26 protein-coding genes and 1 tRNA gene are annotated in these 25,606 nt (G+C 70.1%); 10 read left to right on the top strand and 17 right to left on the bottom strand.

All coding sequences use genetic code 11. The annotated features are described in order from the left end of the window. Positions 1-564 precede the first annotated feature (564 nt). Positions 565-1,326: a phosphoglyceromutase gene (locus ACZ58V_RS34125; RefSeq protein ID WP_189729420.1), complete on the bottom strand. Its 762-nt coding sequence runs from the start codon at positions 1,324-1,326 to the stop codon at positions 565-567. A gap of 149 nt (positions 1,327-1,475) precedes the next feature. On the opposite strand from ACZ58V_RS34125, the gene ACZ58V_RS34120 reads away from it, so the two are divergent. Next, positions 1,476-2,771, top strand: a complete 1,296-nt coding sequence (locus tag ACZ58V_RS34120) for an MDR family MFS transporter (protein ID WP_471294948.1) — start codon at positions 1,476-1,478, stop codon at positions 2,769-2,771. Positions 2,772-2,842: 71 nt separating this feature from the next. Here the strand turns inward: ACZ58V_RS34120 and ACZ58V_RS34115 are convergent, their stop codons facing one another. From ACZ58V_RS34115 to phoU, 3 genes are all read right to left on the bottom strand, one after another. Then, positions 2,843-3,094 carry an SCO4226 family nickel-binding protein gene (locus ACZ58V_RS34115; protein WP_382590722.1) on the bottom strand — a complete coding sequence of 84 codons (252 nt, stop codon included), beginning with the start codon at positions 3,092-3,094 and terminating at the stop codon, positions 2,843-2,845. A gap of 126 nt (positions 3,095-3,220) precedes the next feature. Next, a complete protein-coding gene (locus tag ACZ58V_RS34110; protein ID WP_215120614.1) occupies positions 3,221-3,376 on the bottom strand; it encodes a hypothetical protein in 156 nt (51 codons plus the stop codon). A 151-nt stretch (positions 3,377-3,527) separates the two neighbouring features. After that, positions 3,528-4,232 (bottom strand): phosphate signaling complex protein PhoU, encoded by a 705-nt coding sequence (gene phoU, locus ACZ58V_RS34105; protein ID WP_468193913.1) that lies wholly within the window; start codon positions 4,230-4,232, stop codon positions 3,528-3,530. Between the two features lie 264 nt (positions 4,233-4,496). Here phoU and phoR point away from each other — a divergent pair, with 264 nt between their 5' ends. Together phoR and phoP are read left to right on the top strand one after the other, a co-directional pair. Next, complete coding sequence (gene phoR / locus ACZ58V_RS34100) at positions 4,497-5,840, top strand: two-component system sensor histidine kinase PhoR (RefSeq protein WP_471294946.1); 1,344 nt, start codon at positions 4,497-4,499, stop codon at positions 5,838-5,840. Continuing rightward, positions 5,837-6,517: a two-component system response regulator PhoP gene (gene phoP, locus ACZ58V_RS34095; RefSeq protein ID WP_030243122.1), complete on the top strand. Its 681-nt coding sequence runs from the start codon at positions 5,837-5,839 to the stop codon at positions 6,515-6,517. Before phoR ends, phoP begins: the two co-directional genes overlap by 4 nt. 116 nt (positions 6,518-6,633) lie before the next feature. On the opposite strand, the gene ACZ58V_RS34090 is transcribed toward phoP, so the two are convergent. Continuing rightward, the gene (locus tag ACZ58V_RS34090) at positions 6,634-7,341 is read right to left on the bottom strand and encodes a copper chaperone PCu(A)C domain-containing protein (RefSeq protein WP_468193919.1); all 708 of its coding nucleotides are present in this window, start codon (positions 7,339-7,341) and stop codon (positions 6,634-6,636) included. 600 nt (positions 7,342-7,941) lie between these two features. On the opposite strand from ACZ58V_RS34090, the gene ACZ58V_RS34085 reads away from it, so the two are divergent. From ACZ58V_RS34085 to ACZ58V_RS34060, 6 genes are all read left to right on the top strand, one after another. Continuing rightward, entirely contained in the window at positions 7,942-8,424 is a 483-nt protein-coding gene (locus ACZ58V_RS34085; protein ID WP_003953493.1) for a CarD family transcriptional regulator, read from the top strand. A gap of 287 nt (positions 8,425-8,711) precedes the next feature. Beyond that, the gene (gene ispD, locus ACZ58V_RS34080) at positions 8,712-9,476 is read left to right on the top strand and encodes a 2-C-methyl-D-erythritol 4-phosphate cytidylyltransferase (protein WP_468193922.1); all 765 of its coding nucleotides are present in this window, start codon (positions 8,712-8,714) and stop codon (positions 9,474-9,476) included. Beyond that, the gene (gene ispF, locus ACZ58V_RS34075; protein WP_468193926.1) at positions 9,466-9,960 is read left to right on the top strand and encodes a 2-C-methyl-D-erythritol 2,4-cyclodiphosphate synthase; all 495 of its coding nucleotides are present in this window, start codon (positions 9,466-9,468) and stop codon (positions 9,958-9,960) included. Before ispD ends, ispF begins: the two co-directional genes overlap by 11 nt. A 139-nt stretch (positions 9,961-10,099) precedes the next feature. Then, on the top strand, positions 10,100-11,497 hold the full coding sequence (cysS, locus tag ACZ58V_RS34070) for a cysteine--tRNA ligase (RefSeq protein WP_468193928.1): 1,398 nt from the start codon (positions 10,100-10,102) through the stop codon (positions 11,495-11,497). Between the two features lie 115 nt (positions 11,498-11,612). Then, entirely contained in the window at positions 11,613-12,548 is a 936-nt protein-coding gene (gene rlmB / locus ACZ58V_RS34065) for a 23S rRNA (guanosine(2251)-2'-O)-methyltransferase RlmB (protein ID WP_328340357.1), read from the top strand. A 128-nt stretch (positions 12,549-12,676) separates the two neighbouring features. After that, a complete protein-coding gene (locus ACZ58V_RS34060; protein ID WP_468193931.1) occupies positions 12,677-14,368 on the top strand; it encodes a DoxX family protein in 1,692 nt (563 codons plus the stop codon). Between the two features lie 83 nt (positions 14,369-14,451). Here ACZ58V_RS34060 and ACZ58V_RS34055 read toward each other — a convergent pair whose 3' ends face one another. The 3 genes from ACZ58V_RS34055 to ACZ58V_RS34045 all read right to left on the bottom strand — a co-directional run bounded on the left by ACZ58V_RS34055 (position 14,452) and on the right by ACZ58V_RS34045 (position 17,042). After that, positions 14,452-15,183: a nucleotidyltransferase family protein gene (locus ACZ58V_RS34055; protein ID WP_468193933.1), complete on the bottom strand. Its 732-nt coding sequence runs from the start codon at positions 15,181-15,183 to the stop codon at positions 14,452-14,454. 101 nt (positions 15,184-15,284) lie between these two features. Further along, on the bottom strand, positions 15,285-15,740 hold the full coding sequence (locus tag ACZ58V_RS34050; RefSeq protein ID WP_468193936.1) for a hypothetical protein: 456 nt from the start codon (positions 15,738-15,740) through the stop codon (positions 15,285-15,287). Between the two features lie 219 nt (positions 15,741-15,959). Further along, entirely contained in the window at positions 15,960-17,042 is a 1,083-nt protein-coding gene (locus ACZ58V_RS34045; protein ID WP_189729401.1) for an ABC transporter ATP-binding protein, read from the bottom strand. Between the two features lie 238 nt (positions 17,043-17,280). Between ACZ58V_RS34045 and ACZ58V_RS34040 the strand changes: the two genes are divergently transcribed. After that, positions 17,281-17,354 (top strand) — tRNA-Thr (locus ACZ58V_RS34040). Positions 17,355-17,400: 46 nt separating this feature from the next. Here ACZ58V_RS34040 and ACZ58V_RS34035 read toward each other — a convergent pair. The 9 genes from ACZ58V_RS34035 to ACZ58V_RS33995 all read right to left on the bottom strand — a co-directional run bounded on the left by ACZ58V_RS34035 (position 17,401) and on the right by ACZ58V_RS33995 (position 25,506). Then, a complete protein-coding gene (locus ACZ58V_RS34035; RefSeq protein ID WP_471294941.1) occupies positions 17,401-18,798 on the bottom strand; it encodes a tyrosine-type recombinase/integrase in 1,398 nt (465 codons plus the stop codon). A gap of 65 nt (positions 18,799-18,863) precedes the next feature. Continuing rightward, positions 18,864-19,067, bottom strand: a complete 204-nt coding sequence (locus ACZ58V_RS34030) for a helix-turn-helix domain-containing protein (protein WP_471294940.1) — start codon at positions 19,065-19,067, stop codon at positions 18,864-18,866. A gap of 464 nt (positions 19,068-19,531) precedes the next feature. Next, a complete protein-coding gene (locus ACZ58V_RS34025) occupies positions 19,532-21,007 on the bottom strand; it encodes an ATP-binding protein (protein WP_471294938.1) in 1,476 nt (491 codons plus the stop codon). Between the two features lie 2 nt (positions 21,008-21,009). Further along, a complete protein-coding gene (locus ACZ58V_RS34020; RefSeq protein WP_471294935.1) occupies positions 21,010-21,858 on the bottom strand; it encodes a bifunctional DNA primase/polymerase in 849 nt (282 codons plus the stop codon). An 86-nt stretch (positions 21,859-21,944) separates the two neighbouring features. Then, the gene (locus ACZ58V_RS34015) at positions 21,945-22,235 is read right to left on the bottom strand and encodes a hypothetical protein (protein WP_471294933.1); all 291 of its coding nucleotides are present in this window, start codon (positions 22,233-22,235) and stop codon (positions 21,945-21,947) included. A gap of 18 nt (positions 22,236-22,253) precedes the next feature. Beyond that, complete coding sequence (locus ACZ58V_RS34010) at positions 22,254-22,703, bottom strand: hypothetical protein (protein ID WP_471294932.1); 450 nt, start codon at positions 22,701-22,703, stop codon at positions 22,254-22,256. 11 nt (positions 22,704-22,714) lie between these two features. Further along, positions 22,715-22,909, bottom strand: coding sequence for a hypothetical protein (locus ACZ58V_RS34005; RefSeq protein ID WP_471294930.1), 195 nt, complete (start codon positions 22,907-22,909; stop codon positions 22,715-22,717). Further along, a complete protein-coding gene (locus ACZ58V_RS34000; RefSeq protein ID WP_471294929.1) occupies positions 22,909-23,181 on the bottom strand; it encodes a hypothetical protein in 273 nt (90 codons plus the stop codon). The genes ACZ58V_RS34005 and ACZ58V_RS34000 overlap by 1 nt, the downstream gene beginning before the upstream one ends. Positions 23,182-23,322: 141 nt before the next feature. Then, positions 23,323-25,506, bottom strand: coding sequence for a cell division protein FtsK (locus ACZ58V_RS33995; protein ID WP_471294927.1), 2,184 nt, complete (start codon positions 25,504-25,506; stop codon positions 23,323-23,325). Positions 25,507-25,606 lie beyond the last annotated feature (100 nt).

Raw genomic sequence — 25,606 nt, 5'->3', positions numbered from 1 at the left:
GTCACTGATGGCTGGACAGGCCAGTTCACCCGCGACAACCTTGACCCAAAAGTGAGCCCCCTACCCGACGCCTCAGACTTTCTCGAAGGAGTCCTCTCCAAGCGGTTCCACAACTGGCAATAGGAGATCAGTGCGACTCATTGCAGCCCTCATCTGCACGTTTGTCGATCTACGCAATAGGCCGCTAAAGTCCACCACATCGCCGGGGGAACAAAGAGGGGTCACCCACTGGCATGGGTGACCCCTTACCCCGTCGGTGTCAATTCCACTCACTCTGAAAGAGGGCTCATGAAGCCAACGGAGAGCGCCATGGTGCCACGTCCTGGTCTGCGTATCGACCTCACCCCGCGTGAGGCACATCTTGGCATCATCAGCCTCGCAGGCGCGACACTGGCCGTCTGGGTCGGCGCTGAGCTGCTCGCTGTCATCCCGCCGGCCTTCCTCGCGTCAGTCCACGTGAGGGTCCGTCGCATCTAGCGCGACGGCCCAGAGACGGCCCACGGGCATGAAAGAGGCCCCCTCCTGACGGTAAAGCCGCAGGTAGGGGGCCCTTTACGAATCTGCTTACTTCTTCTTCCCCTGGTTCTTGACCGCCTCAATGGCAGCCGCAGCCGCCTCAGGGTCCAGGTACGTCCCCCCCGGCTTCACCGGCTTGAAGTCCGAGTCGAGCTCGTACGACAGCGGGATGCCCGTCGGGATGTTGAGGCCCGCGATGTTCTCGTCGGAGATGCCGTCCAGGTGCTTGACCAGGGCGCGCAGCGAGTTTCCGTGGGCCGCGACCAGGACCGTCTTGCCCGTCAGCAGGTCCGGGACGATCGCGTCGAACCAGTACGGGAGCATGCGGTTGACGACGTCCTTGAGGCACTCCGTCTGCGGGCGCAGCTCCGGCGGGAGGGTCGCGTAGCGCGGGTCGGAGAACTGGGAGTACTCGGCGTCGACGTCCAGCGCCGGGGGCGGGGTGTCGTAGGACCGGCGCCACAGCATGAACTGCTCCTCGCCGAACTCGGCGAGGGTCTGCGCCTTGTCCTTGCCCTGCAGGGCACCGTAGTGGCGCTCGTTCAGGCGCCAGCTGCGGTGGACCGGGATCCAGAGGCGGTCGGCGGACTCCAGGGAGAGCTGCGCCGTGCGGATGGCGCGCTTCTGGAGGGACGTGTGCACGACGTCGGGGAGCAGGCCGGCGTCCTTCAGCAGCTCGCCGCCGCGCGTCGCCTCCTTCTCGCCCTTCGCGGTGAGGTTGACGTCCACCCAGCCGGTGAACAGGTTCTTCTCGTTCCACTCGCTCTCGCCGTGGCGGAGGAGGATCAGCTTGTACGGTGCGTCGGCCATGCCCCAGAGCGTAATCCACGCATTCGCCCGTTCGCGTGGCTGCCCGGCAGGCGGACGTTTGACCGGACCTGTTAATTGAGTGGCTTGCCCTCCACCCTCATTTGTAATTTGTGCCTGCAGTACGCGCCACTTACATCCCGGGGGAGTCCATGCCGTACGCCGTCCGCGCCAGACGTGCTGTCCAGGAGACCGTCTCGGGGCTGCCCCGTGAGTTCTGGTGGCTGTGGACCAGCACCCTCGTCAACCGGCTCGGCGCCTTCGTCGCCACCTTCATGGCGCTGTACCTGACGCTCGACCGCGGCTACTCCGCCACGTACGCCGGGCTGGTCGCCGCCCTGCACGGGCTCGGCGGAGTGATCTCCTCGCTGGGCGGCGGGGTGATGACCGACCGGCTGGGCCGGCGGCCGACGCTGCTCATCGCCCAGGCCTCGACCGCCGTGTCCGTCGCGCTCCTCGGGTTCGTGCGCGACCCGGTCGCGATCGCCGGTGTCTCCTTCCTCGTCGGCATGGCGAGCAACGCCTCCCGGCCGGCCGTGCAGGCGATGATGGCGGACATCGTGCGGCCCGAGGACCGTATCCGCGCCTTCTCCTTGAACTACTGGGCCATCAACCTCGGCTTCGCCGTGTCCACCATGGCCGCGGGGTTCATCGCCGAGGTCAGCTACCGCGCCGGGTTCCTGGTCGAGGCCGGTATGACGATGGCCTGCGCGATCCTCGTCTTCCTGCGGCTGCCGGAGTCCAAGCCCGCCGCCGAGACGGCCGTGAGTGCCAAGAACGGTGCCCGGGACGACTCCGTCAGCCTCGGCACCGTGCTGCGCGACGGGCGCTTCATGAGCGTCGTCGGGCTGTCCTTCCTCGTCGCGCTGATCTTCCAGCAGGGGTCGGTGGGACTGCCGGTGGCGATGGGGGAGGCCGGGTTCACGCCAGTCGAGTACGGCGCGGCGATCGCCGTCAACGGCGTACTGATCGTCGTCCTGCAGATTCCCGTCACGCGGTTCATCGAGCACCGCGACCCCCGCCGGCTGCTGGTCCTCTCCTCGCTCCTCGCGGGGTACGGCTTCGCGCTCACCGTCTTCGCCGGGTCGGTCGGTGCCATCGCCCTCACGGTGTGCGTGTGGACGCTGGCCGAGATCGTCAACGCCCCGACACAGACCGGCCTGGTCGTCCGGCTGTCCCCGCTGCACGGCCGCGGCCGCTACCAGGGCATGTACACGATGTCCTGGTCCGTCGCCGCCCTCGTCGCCCCGCTGCTGTCCGGCTTCGTCATCGACCGGGTCGGGGCGGAGTGGATGTGGGGGCTGTGCGCGGTCGTCGGGACGGTGGCCGGGCTGGGGTACCAGGTGCTGATGCGGCGGCTGCCGCAAGAGACGACGGAGGAGGAGCAGAGGGAGCCTTCCGCGCAGGCCCTGGGGCACGTCCCGGAGGGGTCCGCCTCCGGGACCTGATCCAGACCCGGGATGTTCCCGGTGGTGTGCGGCTACGGCGCGAGTTTCTGCCGCCGGCCGCTCACCTCACCTCACTGAATCGACAGCGGCACCGGATGGATCTCGTCGGCCTTGTGCCCGGCGCGCTCGTGAACGCGCTGGATGGCTTCGGCCGAGGGCGCCTCGGAGAGGCAGTAGACGTGGCCCGACTCCGGGTCCGCCCAGGCCTTCTCGAAGTGGACGCGCTCCTCGCCCTCTATGGCGAGGTCCGCGTTGTGGGCCTCACGCAGTTGCTCTTCCGTGATGCCCTTCATGCTGTGGTGGACATCCATGAACTTGGCCATGGCCCGCGCCTCCTTCCGTACGAACCCTCCCGTGAACCCTCCGGTTCCATGCTCCGCCCGTACGCGCACGCGGGCGACCTCAACGCCGTAGGGCCCCGGAGGCGAACCTCCGGGGCCCTACGGAATTCAGCCGCACTGGCAGGGGCTGCCCGACTGGCACCCGCAGCCGCAGCCCGAGCCGCAGCCGCACGCGGCGATCAGGGTCAGTTTCCTGATCTCGGCGGGCTGCTCGGTCTCGCGCTCCTGCGTGGGGTCGGGCGTGGTGCTGGGGGAATCGGCCATGGGTTCCTCCTCGAGGCTGGTGCCTGTCCCATTGGACGCCCGTTCCGCTGGGCGCATCAACGGCGCACTGAGGCTTGCGCGCGCCCCGGCCGATCCTCACCCGCCCCCGGCCAGGCTTCAGCCGATGCCGAACCCCTGACCACACTCCCGCTCAGGCGCTCTCCGCCTCCGTGGCCACCGCCTGGATCTCCGGCTGCACGTCCGTCTGGAGGTCGTCGGCGTGCTCGCCCGTCACCAGGTACACCACGCGCTTGGCGACCGAGACCGCGTGGTCGGCGAACCGCTCGTAGTAACGGCCCAGCAGCGTGACGTCCACGGCCGTCTCGATGCCGTGCTTCCAGCGGTCGTCCATCAGGTGCTGGAAGAGGGTGCGGTGCAGCAGGTCCATCTCGTCGTCGTCCTGCTCCAGCTGGAGCGCCAGGTCGACGTCCTTGGTGATGATCACCTCGGCGGCCTTGGCCATCAGGCGCTGGGCGAGCTGGCCCATCTCCAGGATGGTGGCGTGCAGGTCGCTCGGGACCGCGCGGTCCGGGTAGCGCAGGCGCGCCAGCTTCGCCACGTGCTGGGCGAGGTCGCCCGAGCGCTCCAGGTCGGCCGACATGCGCAGCGACGTGACGACGATGCGCAGGTCCGTCGCCACCGGCTGCTGCCGTGCCAGCAGGGCTATGGCCCGGGCCTCCAGGTCGTGCTGCAGCTCGTCGACCTTCTGGTCGGCCTCGATGACGTTCTCGGCCAGCTTCAGGTCGGAGTCGAGCATGGCGGTGGTGGCGCGCCCGATCGCCGATCCGACCAGCCGGGCCATTTCCACCAGACTGTCGCTGATCGAGTCCAGTTCCTCGTGGTACGCGTCCCGCATCAGGCTTCCCTCTCGTGCGTCTGTGTCGGGGGTTCAAGGGCCGGGGCCCGGCGAACAGGCCGGGACCCACCGAACAACCGGCGATACGACCGTCGTATTACCAACGGTCCGAACCCCACGCTCCCACGTTCCGGCCTGTACGCGTCCGTTTCCGTCATCCCAAATGAACCAATACTGGCTCCAAGGTGAACTCTGGGCGACGAGTGTTCGAGGTCGCAGTCCGACGGCTGTGGCCCGCGCCCGAGCCATGCCTAACCTGGGTGCATGGACGTGAACGCGGCGGTCGCCGCAGTGGCAGCGATCGCCGGAGTGCTCACCGGTGTCATCGCCGTGCTGGCGTTCCGGTGGAGCGAGCGCGAGCAGAAGCGCCCCACGCGTACCTCCCTGCACACGGACCCGGTGCTTCCGCCGGGCGTGGACACCGTCCTGTCGGTCCTCAGGTCCTCCGCCGTCGTGCTTGACGAGGCGGACACGGTGGTCAAGGCGAGCTCGGCGGCGTACGCCCTCGGGCTGGTCCGCGGCGGCAAGCTCGCCGTCGAGCCGATGCTGCAGATGGCCCGGGACACCAGGCGCGACGGGGAGATACGCCAGGTGGAGCTGGACCTGCCGCGGCGCGGTACCGGACGCGGAGAGGCCCTGGCCGTCTCCGCGCGGGTCGCGCCGCTCGGCTCCCGGCTGGTGCTGCTGCTCGTCGAGGACCTCACCGAGGCCCGCCGGATCGAGGCGGTCCGGCGCGACTTCGTCGCCAACGTGAGCCACGAGCTGAAGACGCCGGTCGGTGCCCTCTCCCTGCTCTCCGAGGCCGTCATGGACGCCTCCGACGACCCCGAGGCCGTGGAGCGGTTCGCCGGACGCATGCAGATCGAGGCCACCCGGCTGACCAGCCTGGTGCAGGAGCTCATCGACCTGTCGCGGGTGCAGAACGACGACCCGCTGGAGGACGCCGAGCCGGTCCGCGTCGACGAACTCGTCGCCGAGGCCATCGACCGCTGCCGGCACCAGGCCGGCACCAAACAGATCAATATGGCCTCGAATGTGTGGGCGCCCGAAGGGCCCGATCAGGGTGGCGGCGGGCGACGGGCGGACGGCACCGCCGACCTGCGCGTATGGGGAAACCGCGGCCAGCTCGCCGCCGCGCTCGGCAACCTCGTCGAGAACGCGGTCAACTACTCGCCCGCCCGTACCCGCGTCGGCATAGCCGCCCGCAGGGTGAACGCGTCCGGCGGGGAGCACATCGAGATCGCCGTCACCGACCAGGGCATCGGCATCTCCGACAAGGACAAGGAGCGCATCTTCGAGCGCTTCTACCGCGTCGACCCCGCTCGCTCCCGTGCCACCGGCGGTACGGGACTGGGGCTGGCGATCGTGAAGCACGTGGCCGCCTCGCACGGCGGGGAGGTCTCCGTGTGGAGCGCCGAGAACCAGGGCTCCACCTTCACCCTGCGGCTGCCGGAGGCCGGTGCGGCCCGCGACCGCGCACATCAGCAGCCCGCCCGAGATGAACGCGCAGGAGGCGCGGGCCTCGACGAGGAGGCCGGGCGGTCCACCCCCACATCCCCCGAATCAACCGCGTACGAAACGCTTCCTGCCCCGGAGGTCCTTCCGTGACCCGAGTGCTCGTCGTCGAGGACGAGGAGTCCTTCTCCGACGCCCTGTCGTACATGCTCCGCAAGGAGGGCTTCGAGGTCGCGGTCGCGACCACGGGCCCCGACGGACTCGACGAGTTCGAGCGCAACGGCGCCGACCTCGTCCTCCTCGACCTGATGCTGCCCGGCCTGCCGGGCACCGAGGTGTGCCGCCAGCTGCGCGGCCGCTCCAACGTCCCCGTCATCATGGTGACCGCCAAGGACAGCGAGATCGACAAGGTTGTCGGCCTGGAGATAGGAGCCGACGACTATGTCACCAAGCCGTTCTCCTCGCGCGAACTGGTCGCGCGCATCCGTGCCGTGCTGCGCCGCCGCGGCGAGCCCGAGGAGGTCACCCCGGCGGCCCTGGAGGCCGGTCCGGTCCGCATGGACGTCGACCGGCACGTGGTCACCGTCGGCGGCACCAAGATCGACCTGCCGCTCAAGGAGTTCGACCTGCTGGAGATGCTGCTGCGCAACGCCGGGCGCGTCCTGACCCGCATGCAGCTCATCGACCGGGTCTGGGGCGCCGACTACGTCGGTGACACCAAGACCCTCGACGTGCACGTCAAGCGCCTGCGCGCCAAGATCGAGCCGGACCCGGGCGCCCCGCGCTACCTGGTGACGGTCCGCGGCCTGGGCTACAAGTTCGAGCCGTAGGCCGCGAAGCCGGACCCGTGAGCCGCACGCCGGCGACGGAAACAGGCGGAAACAGAAGGGGCGGGACCTCCAGGAGGTCCCGCCCCTTCTACGTCTCTTACGGCGTCTACGGCCGCTCAGTGCCCGGCGCCCGCGCCGCCCGTCGCGCTCGCCGAAGCCGCGTCGGTCGGCGTGGCCGGCGACTCGTGACCACCCGGGGTCTCACCGCCGGCGGGGCTCTCCGGCGCACCCGACTCGCCCTCGGCCGGAGAACCGGCCGGCGAACCCGACGGCGAACCGGACGGGGTGCCCGACGCGCCCGGCGCGGCCGGGACCTCGCTCGGGCCCCACTCGGTGAAGTAGTGCTCGGCGGGGACGACGAACGCGCGCAGGCTCACGTCACCGGTCTTGCTGAAGGTGAAGGTGACCTTCTGGGCGTTGCCGTCCTGGACGGCCTCGCGGCTGCTCGGCAGGCTGGCCGTGGCGTTGCCCTTGCCGCCCACGATCAGTGAGCCGCCGGCCGGGATGCTGAGGCTGCCGCCCTTGGCGGGCTTGAGCTCGGCGGTCTTGCCGGTGCCGGGGATGGTGATGGACTCCAGCGTCTCGGCGGTCTTGCCGGAGTTGAAGAAGGTCGCGGAGATCGCGGCCGGGCCCGTCGACTCGAGGTCCGGCTGGGTGATCACCACGGCGTTCTGGATCTTGATGTCGCCGACGCTGGTCGCAGCGTTGTCCGGCTTGATCTCCAGTGTCTGGGCGTTGTTTCCGGCGCCGCACGCGGCGAGCGAGGCGATCGAGAACGCGACGGCGGCAGCGGCGAGGGCGCCGCGTCGAAGGCTGCTGCTCACGGCGGCGGCAACTCCTTGACTCGAGCAGAGCGGCCGATAGAGCCGCCCTAAGTGTGTGTCAGCAGGCCTCAGGTTACCGAGCCGTTCCCGCACGGCCGCACCCGACCCCCCGGGACCTCTGATCGCACCTGCGTCACAACTGACTCCCGCATCACATGTGACTCCTGGGTCACATTGCCGGAGTGCTCGTCCGGCATTCACATAAGAGTCCCGCGCGGTACCGCGAGATTTCCGTGAAGGAATGCGCGGACCACCTCGGAATTGATCACCGACGGCCCGCCCGGAGGACTCGTGATCAATTCCGGATTCGACCGGAACCCCGCTCGGGCCGCCGAACGGAGTAGCGGAAGTCGATCATACGGAACGGGACATATCGGGATGTTCGGCCGTCTGGAGGGGGCTTCGGATACGTGTAACGTACGCGTTTCGCTCACCCCGGACAGCCGCCCTCACCTGCGAATACCTTCTTCCATCCCCTGGTCGAAGCACGTTCCTGTCGGACTTGTCAAGCCCCGAGATATGCCCTGACCTGCGAAAACGCCATTCAGAACCCGCAGTTTCCGTGTTACCCTGGATAGCCACGGAAGGGGTACCTGTCACATGACGTTCAAGGTTGGCGACACCGTGGTCTATCCCCATCACGGGGCCGCGCTGATCGAGGCTATCGAAACTCGCCAGATCAAAGGCGTGGACAAGACCTACTTGGTGCTGAAGGTCGCCCAGGGCGACCTGACGGTACGTGTGCCAGCGGACAATGCGGAGTTCGTCGGCGTGCGTGATGTGGTCGGTCAGGACGGGCTGGACCGGGTCTTCGAGGTGCTGCGCGCGCCGTACGCCGAGGAGCCCACGAACTGGTCCCGTCGATACAAGGCAAACCTGGAGAAGCTCGCCTCCGGCGATGTCATCAAGGTCGCGGAAGTGGTGCGTGACCTGTGGCGTCGTGAGCGCGAGCGCGGACTCTCCGCAGGCGAGAAGCGCATGCTCGCCAAGGCCCGCCAGATTCTGGTGAGCGAACTCGCCCTCGCGGAGAACACCAACGAGGACAAGGCCGAGGCCCTGCTCGACGAGGTACTCGCCTCCTGAGGCGAAGCCCGTCGCTCAGCACTCTGCTGATCAACGCTGCACATCGAAATGCCGCGGTGCCCGATGACGATTTTCCTGTCGCCGGGCGCTGCGGCATGTTCGTACTCGGATGCCGGTGCACCGCCACCCCGGGATGTGTTATCACTCACGACCCGGTTGATTTGGCGTGCCGGGCCCGGGCAGCCGGCTCGACCAGCGTCACGGAAGGGTCCGGTCGAGCGCGTCGCGCCCGGCACTCCTCCAGGCCATACCCACGCCAGGCCAGCACACAAACCTGACAGGAACCGATGTCTGACGAATCACGCCCTGCGCCGCCGGCCGCCCCCGCGGCAGCCCGTACGGCGGCCGTGATCCCGGCCGCCGGCCGCGGTGTACGGCTCGGCCCGGGCGCCCCCAAGGCGCTCCGCGCCCTGAGCGGCACCCCCATGCTCATCCACGCGGTCCGCGCGCTGGCCGCCTCCCGCGCCGTCTCCCTGGTCGTCGTCGTGGCCCCGCCCGACGGTGCCGCCGAGGTCAGGTCGCTGCTCGACGCGTACGCGCTGCCCGAGCGGACGGACTTCCTCGTCGTCCCGGGTGGGCAGACCCGCCAGGAGTCCGTGAAGCTCGGCCTGGAGGCGCTGCCGTCCGGCCATGACATCGTCCTGGTGCACGACGCGGCCCGCCCGCTGGTACCGGTGGACACCGTCGACGCCGTGATCGAGGCCGTACGGGACGGCGCCCCGGCCGTGGTCCCGGCGCTGCCGCTCGCCGACACCGTCAAGCAGGTCGAGCCCGCCCGGGCCCCCGGCGAGCCGGAGCCGGTCGTCGCCACGCCGGAGCGCGCGCTGCTGCGCGCTGTGCAGACCCCGCAGGGCTTCGACCGGGCCACGCTGGTCCGGGCGCACGAGACGGTGACCGGCGAGGTCACCGACGACGCCGGCATGGTCGAGCAGCTCGGCCTCACGGTCGTGGCCGTGCCCGGGCACGAGGAGGCCTTCAAGGTCACCCGCCCCCTGGACCTCGTCCTCGCGGAGGCGGTCCTGGCCCGCAGGAGGCTCAACGATGGCTTCTGACGAGCCACTGCTGCCCCAGGTTGGCATCGGCACCGACATCCACGCCTTCGAGGAGGGCCGCGAGCTGTGGTGCGCCGGCCTGAAGTGGGAGGACCAGGGCCCGGGCCTCGCGGGCCACTCCGACGCCGACGTCGTCGCCCACGCCGCCTGCAACGCCCTCTTCTCCGCGGCGGGCCTCGGCGACCTCGGCCGGCACTTCGGCACGGGCCGGCCCGAGTGGTCCGGCGCCTCGGGAGTCGCCCTCCTGACGGAGGCGGCCCGCATCGTCCGCGAGGCGGGCTTCCGCATCGGCAACATCGCGGTGCAGGTCGTAGGCCCGAGGCCGAAGATCGGCAAGCGGCGGGACGAAGCGCAGAAGATCCTGTCGGAGGCGGCCGGGGCACCGGTATCGGTCTCGGGCGCGACCACGGACGGCCTCGGCTTCCCCGGACGGGACGAGGGCCTCATGGCGGTGGCAACGGCCCTGGTCGTGAAGCGGGGATGACTGGTCCGGCCATGAGGGGCGCGGGGCTGTGTCTGATGTGCGGCTCCGCCGCGTGGGCGCGACAAGCCCCCCACAACCCGCACGCGACAACAACAGGGACGGCCCCACTCACCCCCCACCGCCCACTACCCTAGGTACCGTGACTATTCGCCTGTACGACACCAGCGCCCGGCAGATCCGTGACTTCACCCCGCTCCAGCCGGGTTGCGTCTCGATCTACCTGTGTGGTGCCACCGTGCAGGCCGCCCCGCACATCGGCCACATCCGCTCCGGCCTGAACTTCGACATCATGCGCCGCTGGTTCGAGTACCGCGGCTACGACGTCACGTTCGTGCGGAACGTCACCGACATCGACGACAAGATCATCGCCAAGTCGGCCGACCAGAACCGCCCCTGGTGGTCCATCGGCTACGAGAACGAGCGCGCGTTCAACGACGGCTACCACGCCCTCGGCTGCCTCCCGCCGACCTACGAGCCGCGTGCCACCGGCCACATCACCGAGATGGTCGAGATGATGCGCGGCCTCATCGAGCGCGGGCATGCCTACGAGGCCGACGGCAACGTCTACTTCGACGTGCGCTCCTTCCCGGGCTACCTGGAGCTGTCCAACCAGGAGCTGGACAACCTCCAGCAGCCGTCCGGCGCCGGTGAGACCGGCAAGCGCGACCCGCGTGACTTCGCCATGTGGAAGGCGGCGAAACCGGGCGAGCCCAGCTGGGAGACGCCGTGGGGCCGCGGCCGCCCGGGCTGGCACCTGGAGTGCTCGGCGATGGCGCACAAGTACCTCGGCACCGCCTTCGACATCCACGGCGGCGGCCTCGACCTGGTCTTCCCGCACCACGAGAACGAGATCGCCCAGGCCAAGGCCTACGGCGACGAATTCGCGCGGTACTGGGTGCACAACGCCTGGGTCACCATGAGCGGCGAGAAGATGTCCAAGTCGCTCGGCAACTCGGTCCTGGTCAGCGAGATGGTCAAGCGCTGGCGGCCCATCGTGCTGCGCTACTACCTCGGCACCCCGCACTACCGCTCGATGATCGAGTACAGCGAGGAGGCGCTGCGCGAGGCCGAGTCGGCGTTCGCGCGGATCGAGGGCTTCGTGCAGCGCGTGGTGGAGAAGGCCGGCGTCGTCGAGCCCTCCGCCGAGGTGCCGCTCGCCTTCGCCGAGGCCATGGACGACGACCTGGGCGTGCCCCAGGCGCTCGCCGTGGTGCACACCACCGTCCGGCAGGGCAACAGCGCGCTGGCCGCCGACGACAAGGAAGCCGCCGTGGCCCGGCTCGCCGAGGTCCGCGCGATGCTCGGCGTCCTCGGCCTCGACCCGCTCGACCCCCACTGGGCCGGGGAGGGCGACCGCGGCGAGGACCTGCACGGCGTGGTCGACACGCTGGTGCGCATGGTCCTCGACCAGCGCGAGGCCGCCCGGGCCCGCAAGGACTGGCCCACCGCGGACGCCATCCGCGACCAGCTGGGGCAGTCCGGCCTGGTCATCGAGGACAGCCCGCAGGGGCCGCGCTGGAGCCTCGGCCCCCGCTGAGACAAGGCCCACGGCTGATCGACTGTGCCGCCCGGGCCTCCGGGCGGCACACTGCAGAGACGTAACAGACGTACGCAGACGTACGTACGAACCACTTCACGGAGACGGGTAGCTCATGGCCGCGAACAACCGCCGCATGTCCGGCAAGAAGGGCGCGCAGGTCGGCAGTGGCGGCAAGCGGCGCCGGGGCCTGGAAGGCAAGGGGCCGACGCCGCCCGCCGAGGCGCGCAAGGGACACGCCAAGCAGCGCGCCGCGCAGGCCAAGTCGCGCCGCGCCCAGAGCCGCACCAAGGGCCCGCGCGCCAAGGGCACCTCGGAGCTGGTCGTCGGGCGCAACTCCGTCGTCGAGGCGCTGCGCGAGGGCGTGCCGGCCTCCACGCTGTATGTGCAGCAGTTCATCGACAGCGACGAGCGGGTGCGCGAGGCCCTGCAACTCGCCGCCGAGCGCGGGGGCATCAACCTCATGGAGGCGCCGCGCCCCGAGCTCGACCGGATGACGAACGGGCTGAACCACCAGGGCCTCGTGCTCCAGGTCCCGCCGTACGAGTACGCCCACCCCGAGGACCTCGCCCGCGCCGCCGCCGACGAGGGCGTGGACCCGCTGATCGTCGCGCTCGACGGTGTGACCGACCCGCGCAACCTCGGCGCGGTCGTCCGGTCCGTCTCGGCCTTCGGCGGGCACGGCGTCGTCGTCCCCGAGCGGCGGGCCGCCGGCATGACCGCCGGTGCCTGGAAGACGTCCGCCGGTGCTGCCGCCCGTACGCCCGTCGCCCGCGCCACCAACCTGACGCGCGCGCTGGAGGCGTACAAGAAGGCCGGCATCGTGGTCGTCGGCCTCGCCGCCGACGGTGAGGTCGAACTCGGCGAGCTGGAGGCCCTGGGCGGGCCCGTCGCCATCGTCGTCGGGAGCGAGGGCAAGGGACTGGGCCGGCTGGTCGGCGAGACGTGCGACCACCGGGTGCGGATCCCCATGCCGGGCGGCACCGAGTCGCTCAACGCCGGTGTGGCGGCGGGGATCGTGCTGTACGAGGCGGCGCGCCGACGTCGCTGAACAGGCATCCGGCATTTCACCCGTACGGGGTAATTCCGGAGGCGTCGGGGCGACAAGGACAAGCTTGACGGGGTCCGGACAGATCCGGCCGGTCAAAGCAGTGTCCTATCGCGACGTCACTCGGTTAGATGAGTGTGGACACCAGAACACCCCGCACTCCCACGGGGGACCGCTCGTCGGGACTCGACGACGCTCCCGCGCTGAGCATGGTGAAGGTGCCGAGCGACCCGGCGCAGGTCATCGTCAATCACGCGAGTTTCCGCGTGCAGTTGGGCGTCTCGACGCGTCGCGTCCAGTCCCCTCGGGTCGCACGGCATCTGACCGCCAGCGAGGACACCGCCCGCATCCCCGTCGCCACCGCCGGGGGCGGGGCGGACGGGGCCACCGCCCGCCGTCGGCCCGTCGTCTGGAGCGGCAGATCCGCGCCCGACGACACCGGCGCCCACCGGCTCCTCCAGGCCGTGCGGCACGAGAGCATCCGCCACACCGAGGAGCCCGCCTCCGACGCCGGAGCCACCCAGGTCATCTCCCGCCCGGCCACCGGCCACGGGAACACGGGCTACGGCGGCCCCGGATACCAGGGCGACGGCTACGGCGCCGGATACGAGGACGACCTCGACCAGACGGTGGAGACGCCCGTCGTCGGCCCTCAGCGCACCCACTCCGACGGCACCCGGCTGCTGCCCCCCATGCGCACCGTCGGCAGCGCCTACGACGAACCCGCCTACGCGGAAGAGGACTTCGAGGACCTCACCGCCGACACGGACGGGGCCGGACGGGCCTCCAGGCGTCACGGCGACGACCCGGCGCGGCACGCCTACTATCCGGGCCGCCGGATGAACCTCGGCGTCGTCCTGCTCCCGCTGCGCGTGTTCCTCGGCTTCATCTCCATCTACGCCGGCATGGGCAAGCTGTGCGACCCCGTCTACTTCGACGGCGGCAAGCGCGGCTCCATGGTCACGTGGCTCAACACCCTGCACCCCTGGGAAGTCGCCGAGCCCCTGCGCCAGTTCGCCCTGCAGCACCCGGTCGGCTCCGGGCTGGTCATCGCCTTCGCCCAGGTCATCGTCGGTGTCCTGACGGTGCTCGGCTGCTGGCAGCGTGTCGCCGCGGCCTTCGGCGCCCTGCTCTCGGCCGCGCTGCTGGTCACCGTCAGCTGGAAGAGCGTCCCCGCCTACGAGACCCCCGACATCATCTACCTCGCCGCCTGGTCCCCGCTGATCATCGCCGGCGCCCCCGTCTACTCCGTCGACGGCCGACTGGCCGGCAGCGCCTGGCGCCGCCTCGGGCCCCGCGCCGACATCTGGGACCTGCGCAGCTACGTGCTGCGCCGGGGCGCCCTCGTCACCGCCATCGCCGCCGGACTCACCCTGCTCGTCGGCTCGCTGCTCGGCGGCGCCGTCCGCGACGCCGACCGGGTCGTCGTCCCCGGCCCCGGCGAGGCCCCGCGCAACGAACTGCCGGGCTCCCCGCTCCCGGACGAACCCGGCAAGCGGCAGGACAAGAAGACCCCGTCGGCCTCCACGTCGCCCACCCAGGGCGCCACGGCCGGCACGGCCAGCCCCAGCGCGGGCACCACGACCCGGCCGGACGCCACCCCGGGCAGCGGCACCGTCACCGGCGGTTCGCCCAGCCAGACCCAGGGCAGCGCGGGCCAGGCCCCGCCCCGGCAGTCCTCCCCGGCCGACGAGGCACCGAGCACGACCTCCGGCCCCACGTCCGGCGGCTCCACGACGGGCGGCGGCTCCGGCTCGACCGGCGGCACCGGCGACGGCTCCTCCTCGGGCCAGCCGGGCCTGGTGGGCGGCCTGCTGGGCTAGCCGGCCAACCGCGAAGCAGGAAAAGGAGAGGGGCCCCGCACCGTCACGGTGCGGGGCCCCTCTCCTTTCTCCTGGGCGCGTTCTCAACGGCCCGTGGCGGCCAGTTCCTTCGCCGCCTCCGTCAGATCCTTCGCCGTGTCGATGGCACGCCAGTAGGACCCCTGCGGGATCGTGAAACCGGCCAGACGCTGCTCCCGGGCCAGGCGAGGGAACGTCGTCCGCTCATGGTCCCCCCGCTGCGGCAGCAGACCGGCGAACTCGGGGGAGAAGACGTAGACACCCGCGTTGATCTCGAAGGTCGACGGCGGGGCCTCGATGAAGTCGGTGATGTGCCCGAAGCCGTCCGTCTTCACCGCGCCCCACGGCAGGCGGGGCCGGGCCAGGGCGAGCGTCGCGATCGCGTCCCGCTCGGCGTGGAAGTCGGCCATGTCACGCAGCGAGAACCGGGTCCAGATGTCGCCGTTCGTGGCGTACCAGGGCTGGTCAGGGTGGGGAAGGTGAGCCGCGGCGTACTTGAGGCCGCCGCCGCGGCCGAGGGGCTCCGACTCCACGACCGTGGTGACGGAGACCGGCAGATCGGCCGTGTCCAGCCACGTCTGCAGTACCTCGGCGAGGTGGCCGCAGGAGACCACCACGTCCGTCACGCCCTCCGCGGCGAGCCAGGACAGCTGATGGCCGATGATCGGCGTCCCCGTCCCGGGGATCTCGACCATCGGCTTGGGCCGGTCGTCGGTGTACGGACGCAGCCGGGAGCCCTGGCCTCCGGCCAGAACGACGGCTTGAACGGGGCGGGACGCGGCGCTCGGATCGCTCATGAGACCGAACTGTACGGTGCGTCCCGCCCGGGGAATGTGGCGGACGAGGGGGTCCCGCGTCTGCCGCTATCGACTGCCCACCCGGTGGCAGGGCGGTGCGCTCAGCTGTGTGCGGCCGCGACGCCTGTGGCGAAGGCGGTGTCGCAGACCGGGCGCGCGTAGGACTGGGCGCGGGTCGGGCCGTAGACCCGGACGGCGGCCTGGCCGAGGGCGCGGGCGAGGGAGGCGCAGTGCCGGGCCAGCGACGGGCGGTCGTCGACGGCCTGCTGGAGGTGGGTGAGGGCGACGCCCGGGTTCTCCTCCTGCAGCTCGGTCAGCAGCTTGTCGCGCAGGACGTCCTGCGGGGCTCGCTTGGCGGCACGCGAGCCGCCGGCGGACGTGGCGGTGTCCACTGCGGTGAGCACCGGGTCGGAGGAGCCCCCCGACCAGTTGACTCGGCTCACCGCGAGGGTCCCGGAGAGCACCAGGACGACGGGCAGGACGAAAGCGAGGGTGCGGCCGATTCGCCGGGCGGGGCCCCGGCCGCGTCGCGTCTGTTGGGTAGTGGAGTGCTTCACGCGTGTGAGGGTAGCGCGGGGTAATGGTTTGTAGACATTTAGTCACCGGTTCGGGGGATGAGCAGGGGACCATTTTTGGGTAGGGGGTTGACGCACACTGCTCGAAACGTCCGGTCTGCCGGGGTATTTGTCGACAACGAGAAAGGCCCCGCAGCGCTCTGCGGGGCCTTCTTCGTCAACCTGGGTGAATTACCCGGGGTCGGGTGTTTGCGGTTGCCGTCAGTCGGAGAGGCGCGCGCCGGTCGACGTCGAGAACACGTGGGTCTCGCCGGAGCGGGGCACGATGTGCAGCTGGCTGCCCTTCTCCGGGACGTCACGGCCGCTGACGCGGACGACGAGGTCCTTGGAGTCGTCGCCGACCTTCGCGGTGCCGTAGACGTAGGCGTCGGCGCCGAGCTCCTCGACGACGTTCACGGTGACCGCGAGGCCCTGCTCGGCGTCCGAGACGTCGAAGTGCTCGGGGCGGACACCGACGGTGACGGTCTTGTCGGTGGCGGCGGCGATCGCGTCGCGCTGCACCGGCACGACCGACTTGCCGAACTTCACGCCGCCGTCGGTGATCGGCACCTCGACCAGGTTCATCGCGGGGGAGCCGATGAAGCCGGCCACGAAGAGGTTGGCGGGCTTGTCGTACATGTTGCGCGGGGTGTCGATCTGCTGGAGCAGACCGTCCTTGAGGACCGCCACGCGGTCGCCCATCGTCATGGCCTCGACCTGGTCGTGGGTGACGTAGACGGTGGTGATGCCGAGGCGGCGCTGCAGGCTCGCGATCTGCGTACGGGTGCTGACGCGGAGCTTGGCGTCCAGGTTGGACAGCGGCTCGTCCATGAGGAACACCTGCGGCTCACGCACGATGGCGCGGCCCATGGCGACACGCTGGCGCTGACCGCCGGAGAGCGCCTTCGGCTTGCGGTCCAGGTAGTCGGTGAGGTCGAGGATCTTCGCGGCCTCCTCGACCTTCTGCCGGATCTCCGCCTTGTTGACGCCGGCGATCTTGAGCGCGAAGCCCATGTTGTCGGCGACGGTCATGTGCGGGTAGAGCGCGTAGTTCTGGAACACCATGGCGATGTCCCGGTCCTTCGGCGGCAGGTGCGTGACGTCGCGGTCGCCGATGCGGATGGCGCCGGCGTTGACGTCCTCGAGCCCCGCGAGCATGCGGAGCGAGGTGGACTTGCCGCAGCCGGACGGGCCGACGAGGACGAGGAACTCGCCGTCCTCGATGTCGATCTCCAGCGCGTCAACAGCGGGCTTGTCGGTGCCCGGGTAGATCCGGGTCGCCTTGTCGAACGAGACAGTGGCCATGATGAGTGAACCCCTTCTACCGGCAGGAACGTGCCGGACGATCCGAGTAGGAAGGCGGTGCCACGACGGGAACTCCGTTGTGGTGTAGTCCACGCGTGTGAACTGGCTCAGGACCGTACCTGGCGTTCACCTGGTCTGTCAGTACCTCCGGCCCTGTGAACTTCGCGGAAATTTTCGACGGGGCCCCTCGGGGACCTGGGTACACTGCTCGGGCACGTGCGGGTGCACACCCGTACGGGCCTCCTTAGCTCAGATGGCCAGAGCAACGCACTTGTAATGCGTAGGTCGTCGGTTCGAATCCGACAGGGGGCTCTGCTGAAACCCCAGGTCGGATGTGCTCTGACCTGGGGTTTTGTCGTCAGCGGATGCGGCGGCGGCGCCGGGCGTGGGCCGCGCGGCGGTCGTCGGTCTCAGTTGTGGTCTCAGAGGCGGGCTCCGGGGCCGCTACAGGGCCCGGCATGAACGTGTCTCCCATGCGGAGCATGGCGGCCTTCGCGAGGTGGGACCTGCCCTTGACGTACCGGCGGGTCTGGCCGATCTGGGAGTGGCGGAGGATTTCCATGATCGTGGGGAGATCCACCCCCAGCTCGTTCAGGATCGTGCCGGCGGTGTGGCGGCTGCCGTCGTGCTGGCGCCGATCGTCGATGCCCGCTTCTTCGAGCAGTTCCTTGAATTCCTCCCAGTCGTCGCGGGGATCGATGGGCCGGCCGTCCGGCCGGGTGAACAGCACGTCGTGCTCCTGCCACTCGTCACCCGCTGCGGCGCGCATTTCCTCTTGCTGCGCCTTGTGTTCCAGCAGGTACGGGATGAACGGGGGCGGGATAGGGACTGCGTTCCGGCTCTTCTTGGTCTTGGGACGGGTGAAGACGAGACCGCCGCCCTTGCGATCGGGGCAGACACTGGCGTGCTTCGTGCAGTCCCTCGGGCATGGCTTGGGGCAACCGCGCTTGTAGCTCTTGTGCGTCGTGCATTCGGGCGGGCAGGGGGCGAATCGGTGCAGCCGTCCGCCGCACGCATGAGCGTCCTTGCAGCCGTGGCGCCAGGTGAGCCGTTGAAGCTGCCACTGGGGGTGGAACAGCTCGTTGTCGAGGTCGACGTACTTCCACCGGAATCCCAGGGCTTCACCCTGTCGGAAGCCCATGCCGACACCGACGACCCAGCGCATGAAGGTGGGGCGTTTGGTGGCGGCCTCCAGGAACGCCTTTGCCTCCTCGATCGAGAACGGGTTCGTCTCCGTCTCGTCGACGGTCGGCGGGTCTACGAGGGTGGCCACATTCTCGACGATGATCCGGCGACGGTGAGCGATCTTCAGGGCGCGGGAGAGGATGCGGTGCACCTTGAGGACATGGGATTCCGCGTGCCCGGCGTCGAGCATCTTTCGGTACATCCGTTCCAGGTGTTCCGGCTGGAGCTTGTCGATTCGGTGCTGGCCGATGCCCGGGATGATGTCGTTGCGGGTCTTGGACCAGTAGTCATCCAGGGAACGGGGCTTGAGCTTCAGGCTCGCGATGTCGGCCAGGTAGGTGGTCATCCACTGGGCCACGGTCGGCTTGCGGCCGGCCTTGGGGGCGCGGCCCTTGTCGCGTAGGTCCTCCAGCTCGCGAACCTTGCGCTTGATCGCGGGCTCGGACTTGGCGCGTCGGTGACGCCGGTCGGGGCTGCCGTCGTCCTTGACACCCATGGTGACGCGGCCGTGCCACCAGCCGTCGCTGCCGAAGTAGATGGACGATTCCATGTTCGGTTTGCGGGTGCTCAACGATCTCCTCCATGCGAAAGGCGCCCCCGGACTCAAAGTCCGAGGGCGCCTTTGTGCGGTGTGGGTCAGTGCGTGACGGGTTCGAGGTTGTCCACGTATGCCTCCAGGTCGCGGCGGCGGATGCGGCGTGAGCGGCCTCGCATGACGTACCTAAGGGCCCCTTCGGCCATCAGCTCGTAGATGGTGGAACGACCTATGGAGAGCGCTTCGGCAGCCTCTTCGGGCTTGTACAGGAGTCGGTCGACGGGGCCAGCAGTCGCGGTGCTCATCCGGTTGTCTCCTTGAGCTGAGGATGTTGGGTGCTTCCCAGGGCCTCGTGTCTGTCCGAGGTGCGGATTCCTGCGTCACCCGCGTCATCTGCGTCATTCGCGGCTCTGACCTGCGGTTTCGAGGTGACGCAGGAATCTGGGGGTGTGTCACCGGTGACGTAGGCCTTCGTCATCGGGTGACGCGGGTGACGCGGGGTGACGCAGAAATTGGCCGTCTGCGTCACCGCTGTTTCGGCAGGTCACATGCCGTTTTTGGGGTGCGGGTGACGCAGGTGACGCAGGGTCTCTCTACTTCGGACAAGGGAGGGGGTGGTGTCTGTTGCGGTGTGCGGCTCAGTGAGTGAGGAACGGGCCGCTTCGCGGCGCGACCAATGCAGGGCGGCTGCGCCGCCGAACAGCAAGAGGAGCACGCCCAGGCCGGTGGTGCTCCTCTTGCTTGTGCGGGCGGCCGTGGTGCCGCGCGGTCAGAAAGCCGCTTCCTGCTCCGGCGGCGGCGGTGCGGCGGCCGGCCGCGCGATTTCGATGTAGCGGGAGGTTTTGGTGCGTCCCCAGTCGATGAGGACGCCCCGGGCCGCGAGGGTGGGCTGAAGCCGCTTGAGACGGTCTGAGAGCACCTTGCCGGTGGTCGGCCACCCCTTAGGCAGGGGACGGAAGTCCTCGCCCGCGTAGAGGCCGGTGAGGCAGTGCAGCCACTCGGCCGACGTCATCCGCTGCTCGGTCCCAGGGTCGATGCCGGCGGCGTGCTTGAGCACGGTCTGCGCCAGCAAGTCGCCTTCAATGACGTCGTCGTTGAGGTCGTCCAGGCTGGCCCGGTAGGCGGCGAGCGCCCCCAGACCGGTGGCCGCGTCGAGCTGCGCACACAGGTGCGCGAAGTCGGCCATGCGCAGGTCGGTCGGAATGTCCGCCTCAGCCGCCCGCACCTGCACGGTGAGGTCCAGGAGCGAGCCGAGGATGACGGGCAGCACCTCTGCGAAGTCGGCCCACAGTTCCGCCTCCGTGCGCCGGACGCGGGGGCGCTCCAGCCGCAGGGGCAGGAGCCGTTCGGCGAGGTCGGGCCGGATGACGCCGACGTCGATGCCGGTCAGGAGCAGGGGGCGGCGGTAGCCGACGCGGAAGACGTCGCCGTCGGTGAACAGGGCGCGCTTGACGTTCTCGGCCCCGGTCACGATGCAGCACATCGCGTCTGACAGCTCGGGGGTCATGTGGGAGAGGTTGTCCAGGGCGGTGACCCAACCGGCCGCCACTGCCGTGATCAGGTTTTCCTCATCCTTCGGGGCGCGGCGCAGGTCGCCGGTCATGCCCTCGATGATCCGTACGAGCATCCGCCCGCCGGTGGACTTTCCCGCACCCTGCGGACCGGTGAGGAACGGGGCCGGGACGGGAACCGTCGGCCCGAAGCAGCCGATGAGCCAGGCGATGGCCAGGCACTCGGTCTCCGCGGTGGCGAAGTTGCACAGCCGCATCAGCAGATCGATGCCCTTGCCGTCGGTGTCCTTGACGGGCAGGGGCAGTTCCCCGGTGAGCTGGGTGCGCCGCCAGGACACCTCACGCGGGTCCGGGGTGCGGATGTCCCATCCGGTGGGGTGGATCCGCACGGACTGCCCGTCGCTGCGCCCGAGGTCCAGCCACGTCGCCCCGTCGAATCCGGGGGCGACGCGGATGTGCACGGGCTGCACGTCCTCGGTCAGCGCGAGTGCCTCGATCAAGTCGAGCGCCTCCTTCATGGCGGTGCCGTTGAACACGCCGATGCCGTCCTTGAACAGTCCGACCATGAGTTCTTGGCGGTGGCTTCCTGTGGTGCCCTGGGAGCGGATAGGGCGGGCCACGGGGTGGCCGTTGCGCTGCGCGTATACGGTGCCGTCGGCGGTGCGGAAGTACCGGAAGTGGGATTGGGCGTAGTCGGTGATGACTTCGCGGGCGGTCTTGTCGTCGTCGGACATGGTCACAGTCCCAACGTGGTGCGGGCGTTGGTCCACGCGTCGGTGCAGTGCCGCAGGGTTTCGCCCTTGGTCTGGGCGGCGGTGAACAGGCGGGTGATGTGGGTGTCGGTGAGGCAGCCGCACCGGCCGTGGGTGGACAGCACGGCGAGGAACGTCCGGTACACGGTGGCGTGGATCGCGCTGCGGGCTTCGGCGATGCGCTGCTCGGCCATGGCGATGCCACGGTCCAGATAGGCGGGCGTGCGGTGACGGCATTCCCCCGCCCCGGACCGTGCGGGCACGGCGATGGTGTGCGGCGCCGGCCGGACGGTGGAGGGTTCCTTCACGACCAGGGCGCGGACGGTGTCCGGCAGGGTGGTCATGGTTTCGGTGCCGGGCCCGAGGTAGCGGGCGTAGGACATGGTCGACTTGATGTCGACGCCGGGTCGGACAGCGTTGTGCGACGCCATGGTGCCCCGGTAGATCCAGTGCTCACCGCGCGTCGTCGGCACGGTGCGGGTGGCGGGCAGGGTCGCGTGCGCCCATGCGACCGCTGCCGCGTCGTCGAGGTCGACCACGGTCAGCCCGGCGGCGCCGGGGTGGTAGGCGACGCACACGGCCCGCCGCCACGCAGCCACCCAGGCCGGGGACGAGAGGACGTCAAGGTCGGTGGTGGCGGCGGCCCACGCGTGGCAGACGCGAGGGCATCGGCACGGCCCGGCGGTCTTCATGTTCGGCCGGCCGCCGCACGCGTTGTTCGCGCACTGGTGGCAGTTGCCGAAGGGTGCCTTGCCCCGGCGCAGGGGCAGCACGGGGAGTCCGGCGGTGGCCAGGTTGAGTGCCACTCGCCGGAGGGGGGTCTGTTGGGTCATGCTGGGAGACCTCCAACAGGTCTGTTGAGGACTGGAGACAAGGGCGGCCCCGGTTCTTGGCGGAGTGGGGGCCGCCCTTGGCGTAGCTAGAAGGGCGGTTCGTCGCTGTAGCCGCCGGGGGCCCACGGGTCGGCGTCGCGACGGCGGCGGCGCAGCCAGCGGGGCAGGGTGGGGAGGGGCAGGAGCAGCCAGCGGCGGGACTCGTGCCAGCAGGTGCATGGCTCCCAGTCGGTGCCCGCGTACTCGCCGGTGTCGTAGTCGCCGTAGTCGTGCTCGATGCCGCCCCATCCGTCGCAGTCGGGGCAGTCGGGGCGGGGCGTGTCGGTCAGGATCACCGCGTTGCGAGGCAACGCGGTGCGCTGGATACGCAGTCGCACGGGTCGGATCTCCTTGTCTCAGCCGTGGAAGTGGTTGCGCTTGAGCACGGCCTTGCGGATGTTCACCGTGGTCCCGCCCTGGTGGCCGCTCGCGCTGAAGATCTGCACGGCGATCCAGCCGCCGAAGATGACGGCGGCGAGGGTGATGAGCTGGGTGATGAGCGCGGTCAAGGCGGTGATGAACGTGGTGAGCAGCAGCATGCCGCCGCACACCGCGAGGAACCCGACGCCCCCAAGAGCGACGTTCACCGCCGCGCGCGAGACCGGCGGCTTGGCGACGACCGGTTCGGGCTTCGCGGGCTCAATGGCGTAGCCGGTGACCACGCGGCCGTCGGGCAGGACCACACTCGCCACGGCCGGGACGTGGCCCGGCTGCACGGGCACGAGCGGCCCGGTGTGCGCGGGCGTGATCGGGGTGGGGCGGTGGACCTGCACGGCCGGGGAGCTGTAGTTGGTGGGTTCGTTCACGGCGGGTCTCCTCAGTTGCCGAGGGCGGTCAGGGCGTCGGCGGATGCCTGCACGAGGTTGTGGATGGGCTCGTAGGCGCCGGTGCCGGCGGCGAAGAAGCCGAAGAGGAACAGGACGGTGGCCGCGCCGCCGCCGGCGGATTTGGTCTTGACGGCGAAGACGGAGGCGGCGCCGAACAGCAGCACGGCGGAGATGTTCAGGATCATCAGGGGCCTTCCGGTCGGGGGGTGTCGGTGCCGGCGCGGTAGATGCGGGCCCAGCGGTTGTAGAGCCAGCGGCCGGCGCGTATGCGCTTGCCGGTCGCGCGGCAGCGGCGGCAGTCCTTGCCGCGCTTGAGTCGTCCCTTGCGGTCGTGCTTGAGGGCGTGGCCCATGCCGCGGCACTTGCGGCAGTTGCCGAACGGCGACGCCGCACACAGCCCGCCGTAACCGAGCGTGACGGTGAGCAGGCAGGCGATAGCGAGGAGAGTGGGGGTCATGAGGGGCCCTCCGGACGGGTTTCCTGGGGTTTCCGCAGGTGGGGTGCTATCCGCTAGCAGGCTGGTGGGGGCGGGTTTGGTGTGCTAGCGAGGGTGCTACCGGTAGCAGGTGTGGCTGCTACCGGTAGCGGCGCGCAAGGCCTATGCGGCGCCCGGCTTTTCGTTACGCTCCGCAATCACCTTGAGGAGGTCGGCGCGGACGATGCCGCGTCGGGTGGTGCGGGTGCCGTCGTCGGTGGTGCCGGCCACGTCGCGGGTGCGGATGCCGTGCGGCTTGAGCGCGGAAGTGACGTTCTCGCCCTTCCAGCCGTCGTAGACCTCGGGCCGAAGTTCGGCGAGGCGAGCGGCGATGCGCTCGTTCCACACCCGCTCTTCCTTCTCGCTCACCACGGCGGCGATGTCGGCGAGCAGGTCGTAGGCCGGGCCGGTGACGTCCTCGGGTGCCTCCCCGAGGGCGTAGCCGGACAGCAGACCGGCCTTCTCTCGCACGGTGCGGGCGCGGGCGGCGATGGCTTCGGCGCCGGGGGCGTCGACGAAGGTTGCGGAGACGATCCGGGCGTCGGAGCCCTCGCCGACGAAGTAGTGCAGGCCCTTGTCGCCCCAGGCGAACATCGTGGCGCGCACGCCGCGCTTGTAGCTGGAGGTGCCCAGGACCATGTCGTTCTCGGTTTGGCCCATGACCTTCAGGCACCAACGGGCGCCGGCGTTCGCGCTGATGCCGGTGGGCAGGGACTTGGCGTCGGGCCGCTGGGTGGCCAGCAACAGGACGATGCCGGTGGCCGGGCCGCGCTTGACCAGGTCGGTGGCGATCTCCTCGAACTCCTTGCCGTGCTCGGCGTGCTCGAAGAGGACCTGGCACTCGTCCACGGCGATCACGATCGGGTGCAGACCGAGGGAGCGCTTGTCGGCAAGAGCGCTGGTCACCTTGGACTCGGGGCAAATGTCCCGGGGCAGCGAGCGGATCACCTTGGTGCGGCGCCGGAGTTCCTCGCGCAGGGCGCGGAAGTCGTTGAGCGCGTACTGGATCGTCTCGTCTTCCTCGCCGACGCCGTGCCGGTGGGAGACCTTCTCGCCGACCGGGTCGAGGTCGCCGGTGCCCTTCATGTCGTAGCTGTGCAGCTCCGCGCGCGGGTCGAGTGCGGCGATGAGCAGCAGCAGACGCAGCAGGAACGTCTTGCCCATGCGGGGAATGGCGCCGATGACGCCGGCGATGAACATGAGCGTGACCTCGACCCAGCGTCCGCGCTGGTCAGTGCCGTAGGGCACGGGCTTGAACAGGTCGACCGTGCCGGACTTGAGCAGCGGCCAGGCGGGCTTGGGTGCCGACTTCAGGTCCTGGTCACCGACCCACAGCACCAGACGTCCGGTGTGCTCATCGGAGACAGCCTCCGGCCACACGCAGCCCAGCGGCCGGCGCAGACCCGACGCGAGGCGTTCCCGCCGCTCGATCACGTCGGTCACGGTGACGCCGAAGGGCAGGTTGCCTTCCGCGCGCCAACCGGGCCCGTCGCGGGTGATCGGGGCGGTGAACTCGAACCCGTCCCGCCCCTTGGCCTGCGCCTGATTGATCGCCGGGATACCCAGAGCGCCGAGGGCGCGCAGCACGATGTCGCTGGTGAGCTTGGACGCCTTGGGCACGTCCACGGCACGGTGGATGACCGGGGTATCGGCCTGGCGGCCGTTGACGCCCAGGGCGAGCACCAGGGCACCGACGGAGACGACTTGCAGCCAGTCCGGGGCCAGCACGTACAGGGCGAGCGCCAGAGCGAGACCGACGAACATGCCGAGTACGGCTGTCAGGGTGCGCAGGCGGACGCGGCCGTCACGCTGCCGGGACAGCTTCAGGTACTCGGCGGCGTCCTCGCGGCGCACCGCGGCCAGGCGGACCGGTTCGCCCTCGCGGTCGGCGAGCCACCGCATGGTGCCGCCCACGAATCGGGCCAGCCCGGCCGGGGCCTGCAGGGTCAGGCGGGCGCCGTACACGGGGGCACGTAGTGCGTGGTAGCCGATGGTGTGCGTGTAGTGGCGGGCCACCCACGCCGACGCCGTCTTGAGCTCAGCGACCGATCGCAGCCAGACGGGCAGGACCGGGCGACGCTTGGCAGCAGCGAGCCGACCGAGGTATCCGGGGCCGGTCGCGGCCTGGCCGGACTGGTCGACCATGACGGGCGTGGTCGGGTCGTCCGACACCGCACCGGCCGGGGCCTGCTCGCGGGCGGCACGGGCCTTGTCCAGGTCGACCACGTCAGCCCCGGAGACGGAGTCGGAGGCCATCTCGGCCTCAAGCCGGTTGAACAGTTCGTTGTCGTCGTCGGGATGCTTCACTGGGATTCCTTCCGGAAGGTTCGGGAGGGGAGGGGCCCGGCCGTCGCTGTAGGAGGTGGGCGGCCGGGCCCATGCACGACTCTTGCGGCTCCTCGCTGTG

The sequence above is a fragment of the Streptomyces sp. NPDC040589 genome, from assembly GCF_055594445.1.
This window is presented reverse-complemented; position numbering and strand designations above follow the sequence as displayed.

Excerpts from the sequence above, each read along its gene's own strand:
- ACZ58V_RS34125 (WP_189729420.1), bottom strand. The coding sequence starts at position 1,326 with ATGGCCGACGCACCGTACAAGCTGATCCTCCTCCGCCACGGCGAGAGC.
- ACZ58V_RS34120 (WP_471294948.1), top strand. The coding sequence starts at position 1,476 with ATGCCGTACGCCGTCCGCGCCAGACGTGCTGTCCAGGAGACCGTCTCG.
- ACZ58V_RS34115 (WP_382590722.1), bottom strand. The coding sequence starts at position 3,094 with ATGGCCAAGTTCATGGATGTCCACCACAGCATGAAGGGCATCACGGAA.
- ACZ58V_RS34110 (WP_215120614.1), bottom strand. The coding sequence starts at position 3,376 with ATGGCCGATTCCCCCAGCACCACGCCCGACCCCACGCAGGAGCGCGAG.
- phoU (WP_468193913.1), bottom strand. The coding sequence starts at position 4,232 with ATGCGGGACGCGTACCACGAGGAACTGGACTCGATCAGCGACAGTCTG.
- phoR (WP_471294946.1), top strand. The coding sequence starts at position 4,497 with ATGGACGTGAACGCGGCGGTCGCCGCAGTGGCAGCGATCGCCGGAGTG.
- ACZ58V_RS34085 (WP_003953493.1), top strand. The coding sequence starts at position 7,942 with ATGACGTTCAAGGTTGGCGACACCGTGGTCTATCCCCATCACGGGGCC.
- ispD (WP_468193922.1), top strand. The coding sequence starts at position 8,712 with ATGTCTGACGAATCACGCCCTGCGCCGCCGGCCGCCCCCGCGGCAGCC.
- ispF (WP_468193926.1), top strand. The coding sequence starts at position 9,466 with ATGGCTTCTGACGAGCCACTGCTGCCCCAGGTTGGCATCGGCACCGAC.
- rlmB (WP_328340357.1), top strand. The coding sequence starts at position 11,613 with ATGGCCGCGAACAACCGCCGCATGTCCGGCAAGAAGGGCGCGCAGGTC.
- ACZ58V_RS34060 (WP_468193931.1), top strand. The coding sequence starts at position 12,677 with ATGAGTGTGGACACCAGAACACCCCGCACTCCCACGGGGGACCGCTCG.
- ACZ58V_RS34055 (WP_468193933.1), bottom strand. The coding sequence starts at position 15,183 with ATGAGCGATCCGAGCGCCGCGTCCCGCCCCGTTCAAGCCGTCGTTCTG.
- ACZ58V_RS34045 (WP_189729401.1), bottom strand. The coding sequence starts at position 17,042 with ATGGCCACTGTCTCGTTCGACAAGGCGACCCGGATCTACCCGGGCACC.
- ACZ58V_RS34030 (WP_471294940.1), bottom strand. The coding sequence starts at position 19,067 with ATGAGCACCGCGACTGCTGGCCCCGTCGACCGACTCCTGTACAAGCCC.
- ACZ58V_RS34025 (WP_471294938.1), bottom strand. The coding sequence starts at position 21,007 with ATGTCCGACGACGACAAGACCGCCCGCGAAGTCATCACCGACTACGCC.
- ACZ58V_RS34020 (WP_471294935.1), bottom strand. The coding sequence starts at position 21,858 with ATGACCCAACAGACCCCCCTCCGGCGAGTGGCACTCAACCTGGCCACC.
- ACZ58V_RS34005 (WP_471294930.1), bottom strand. The coding sequence starts at position 22,909 with ATGATCCTGAACATCTCCGCCGTGCTGCTGTTCGGCGCCGCCTCCGTC.
- ACZ58V_RS34000 (WP_471294929.1), bottom strand. The coding sequence starts at position 23,181 with ATGACCCCCACTCTCCTCGCTATCGCCTGCCTGCTCACCGTCACGCTC.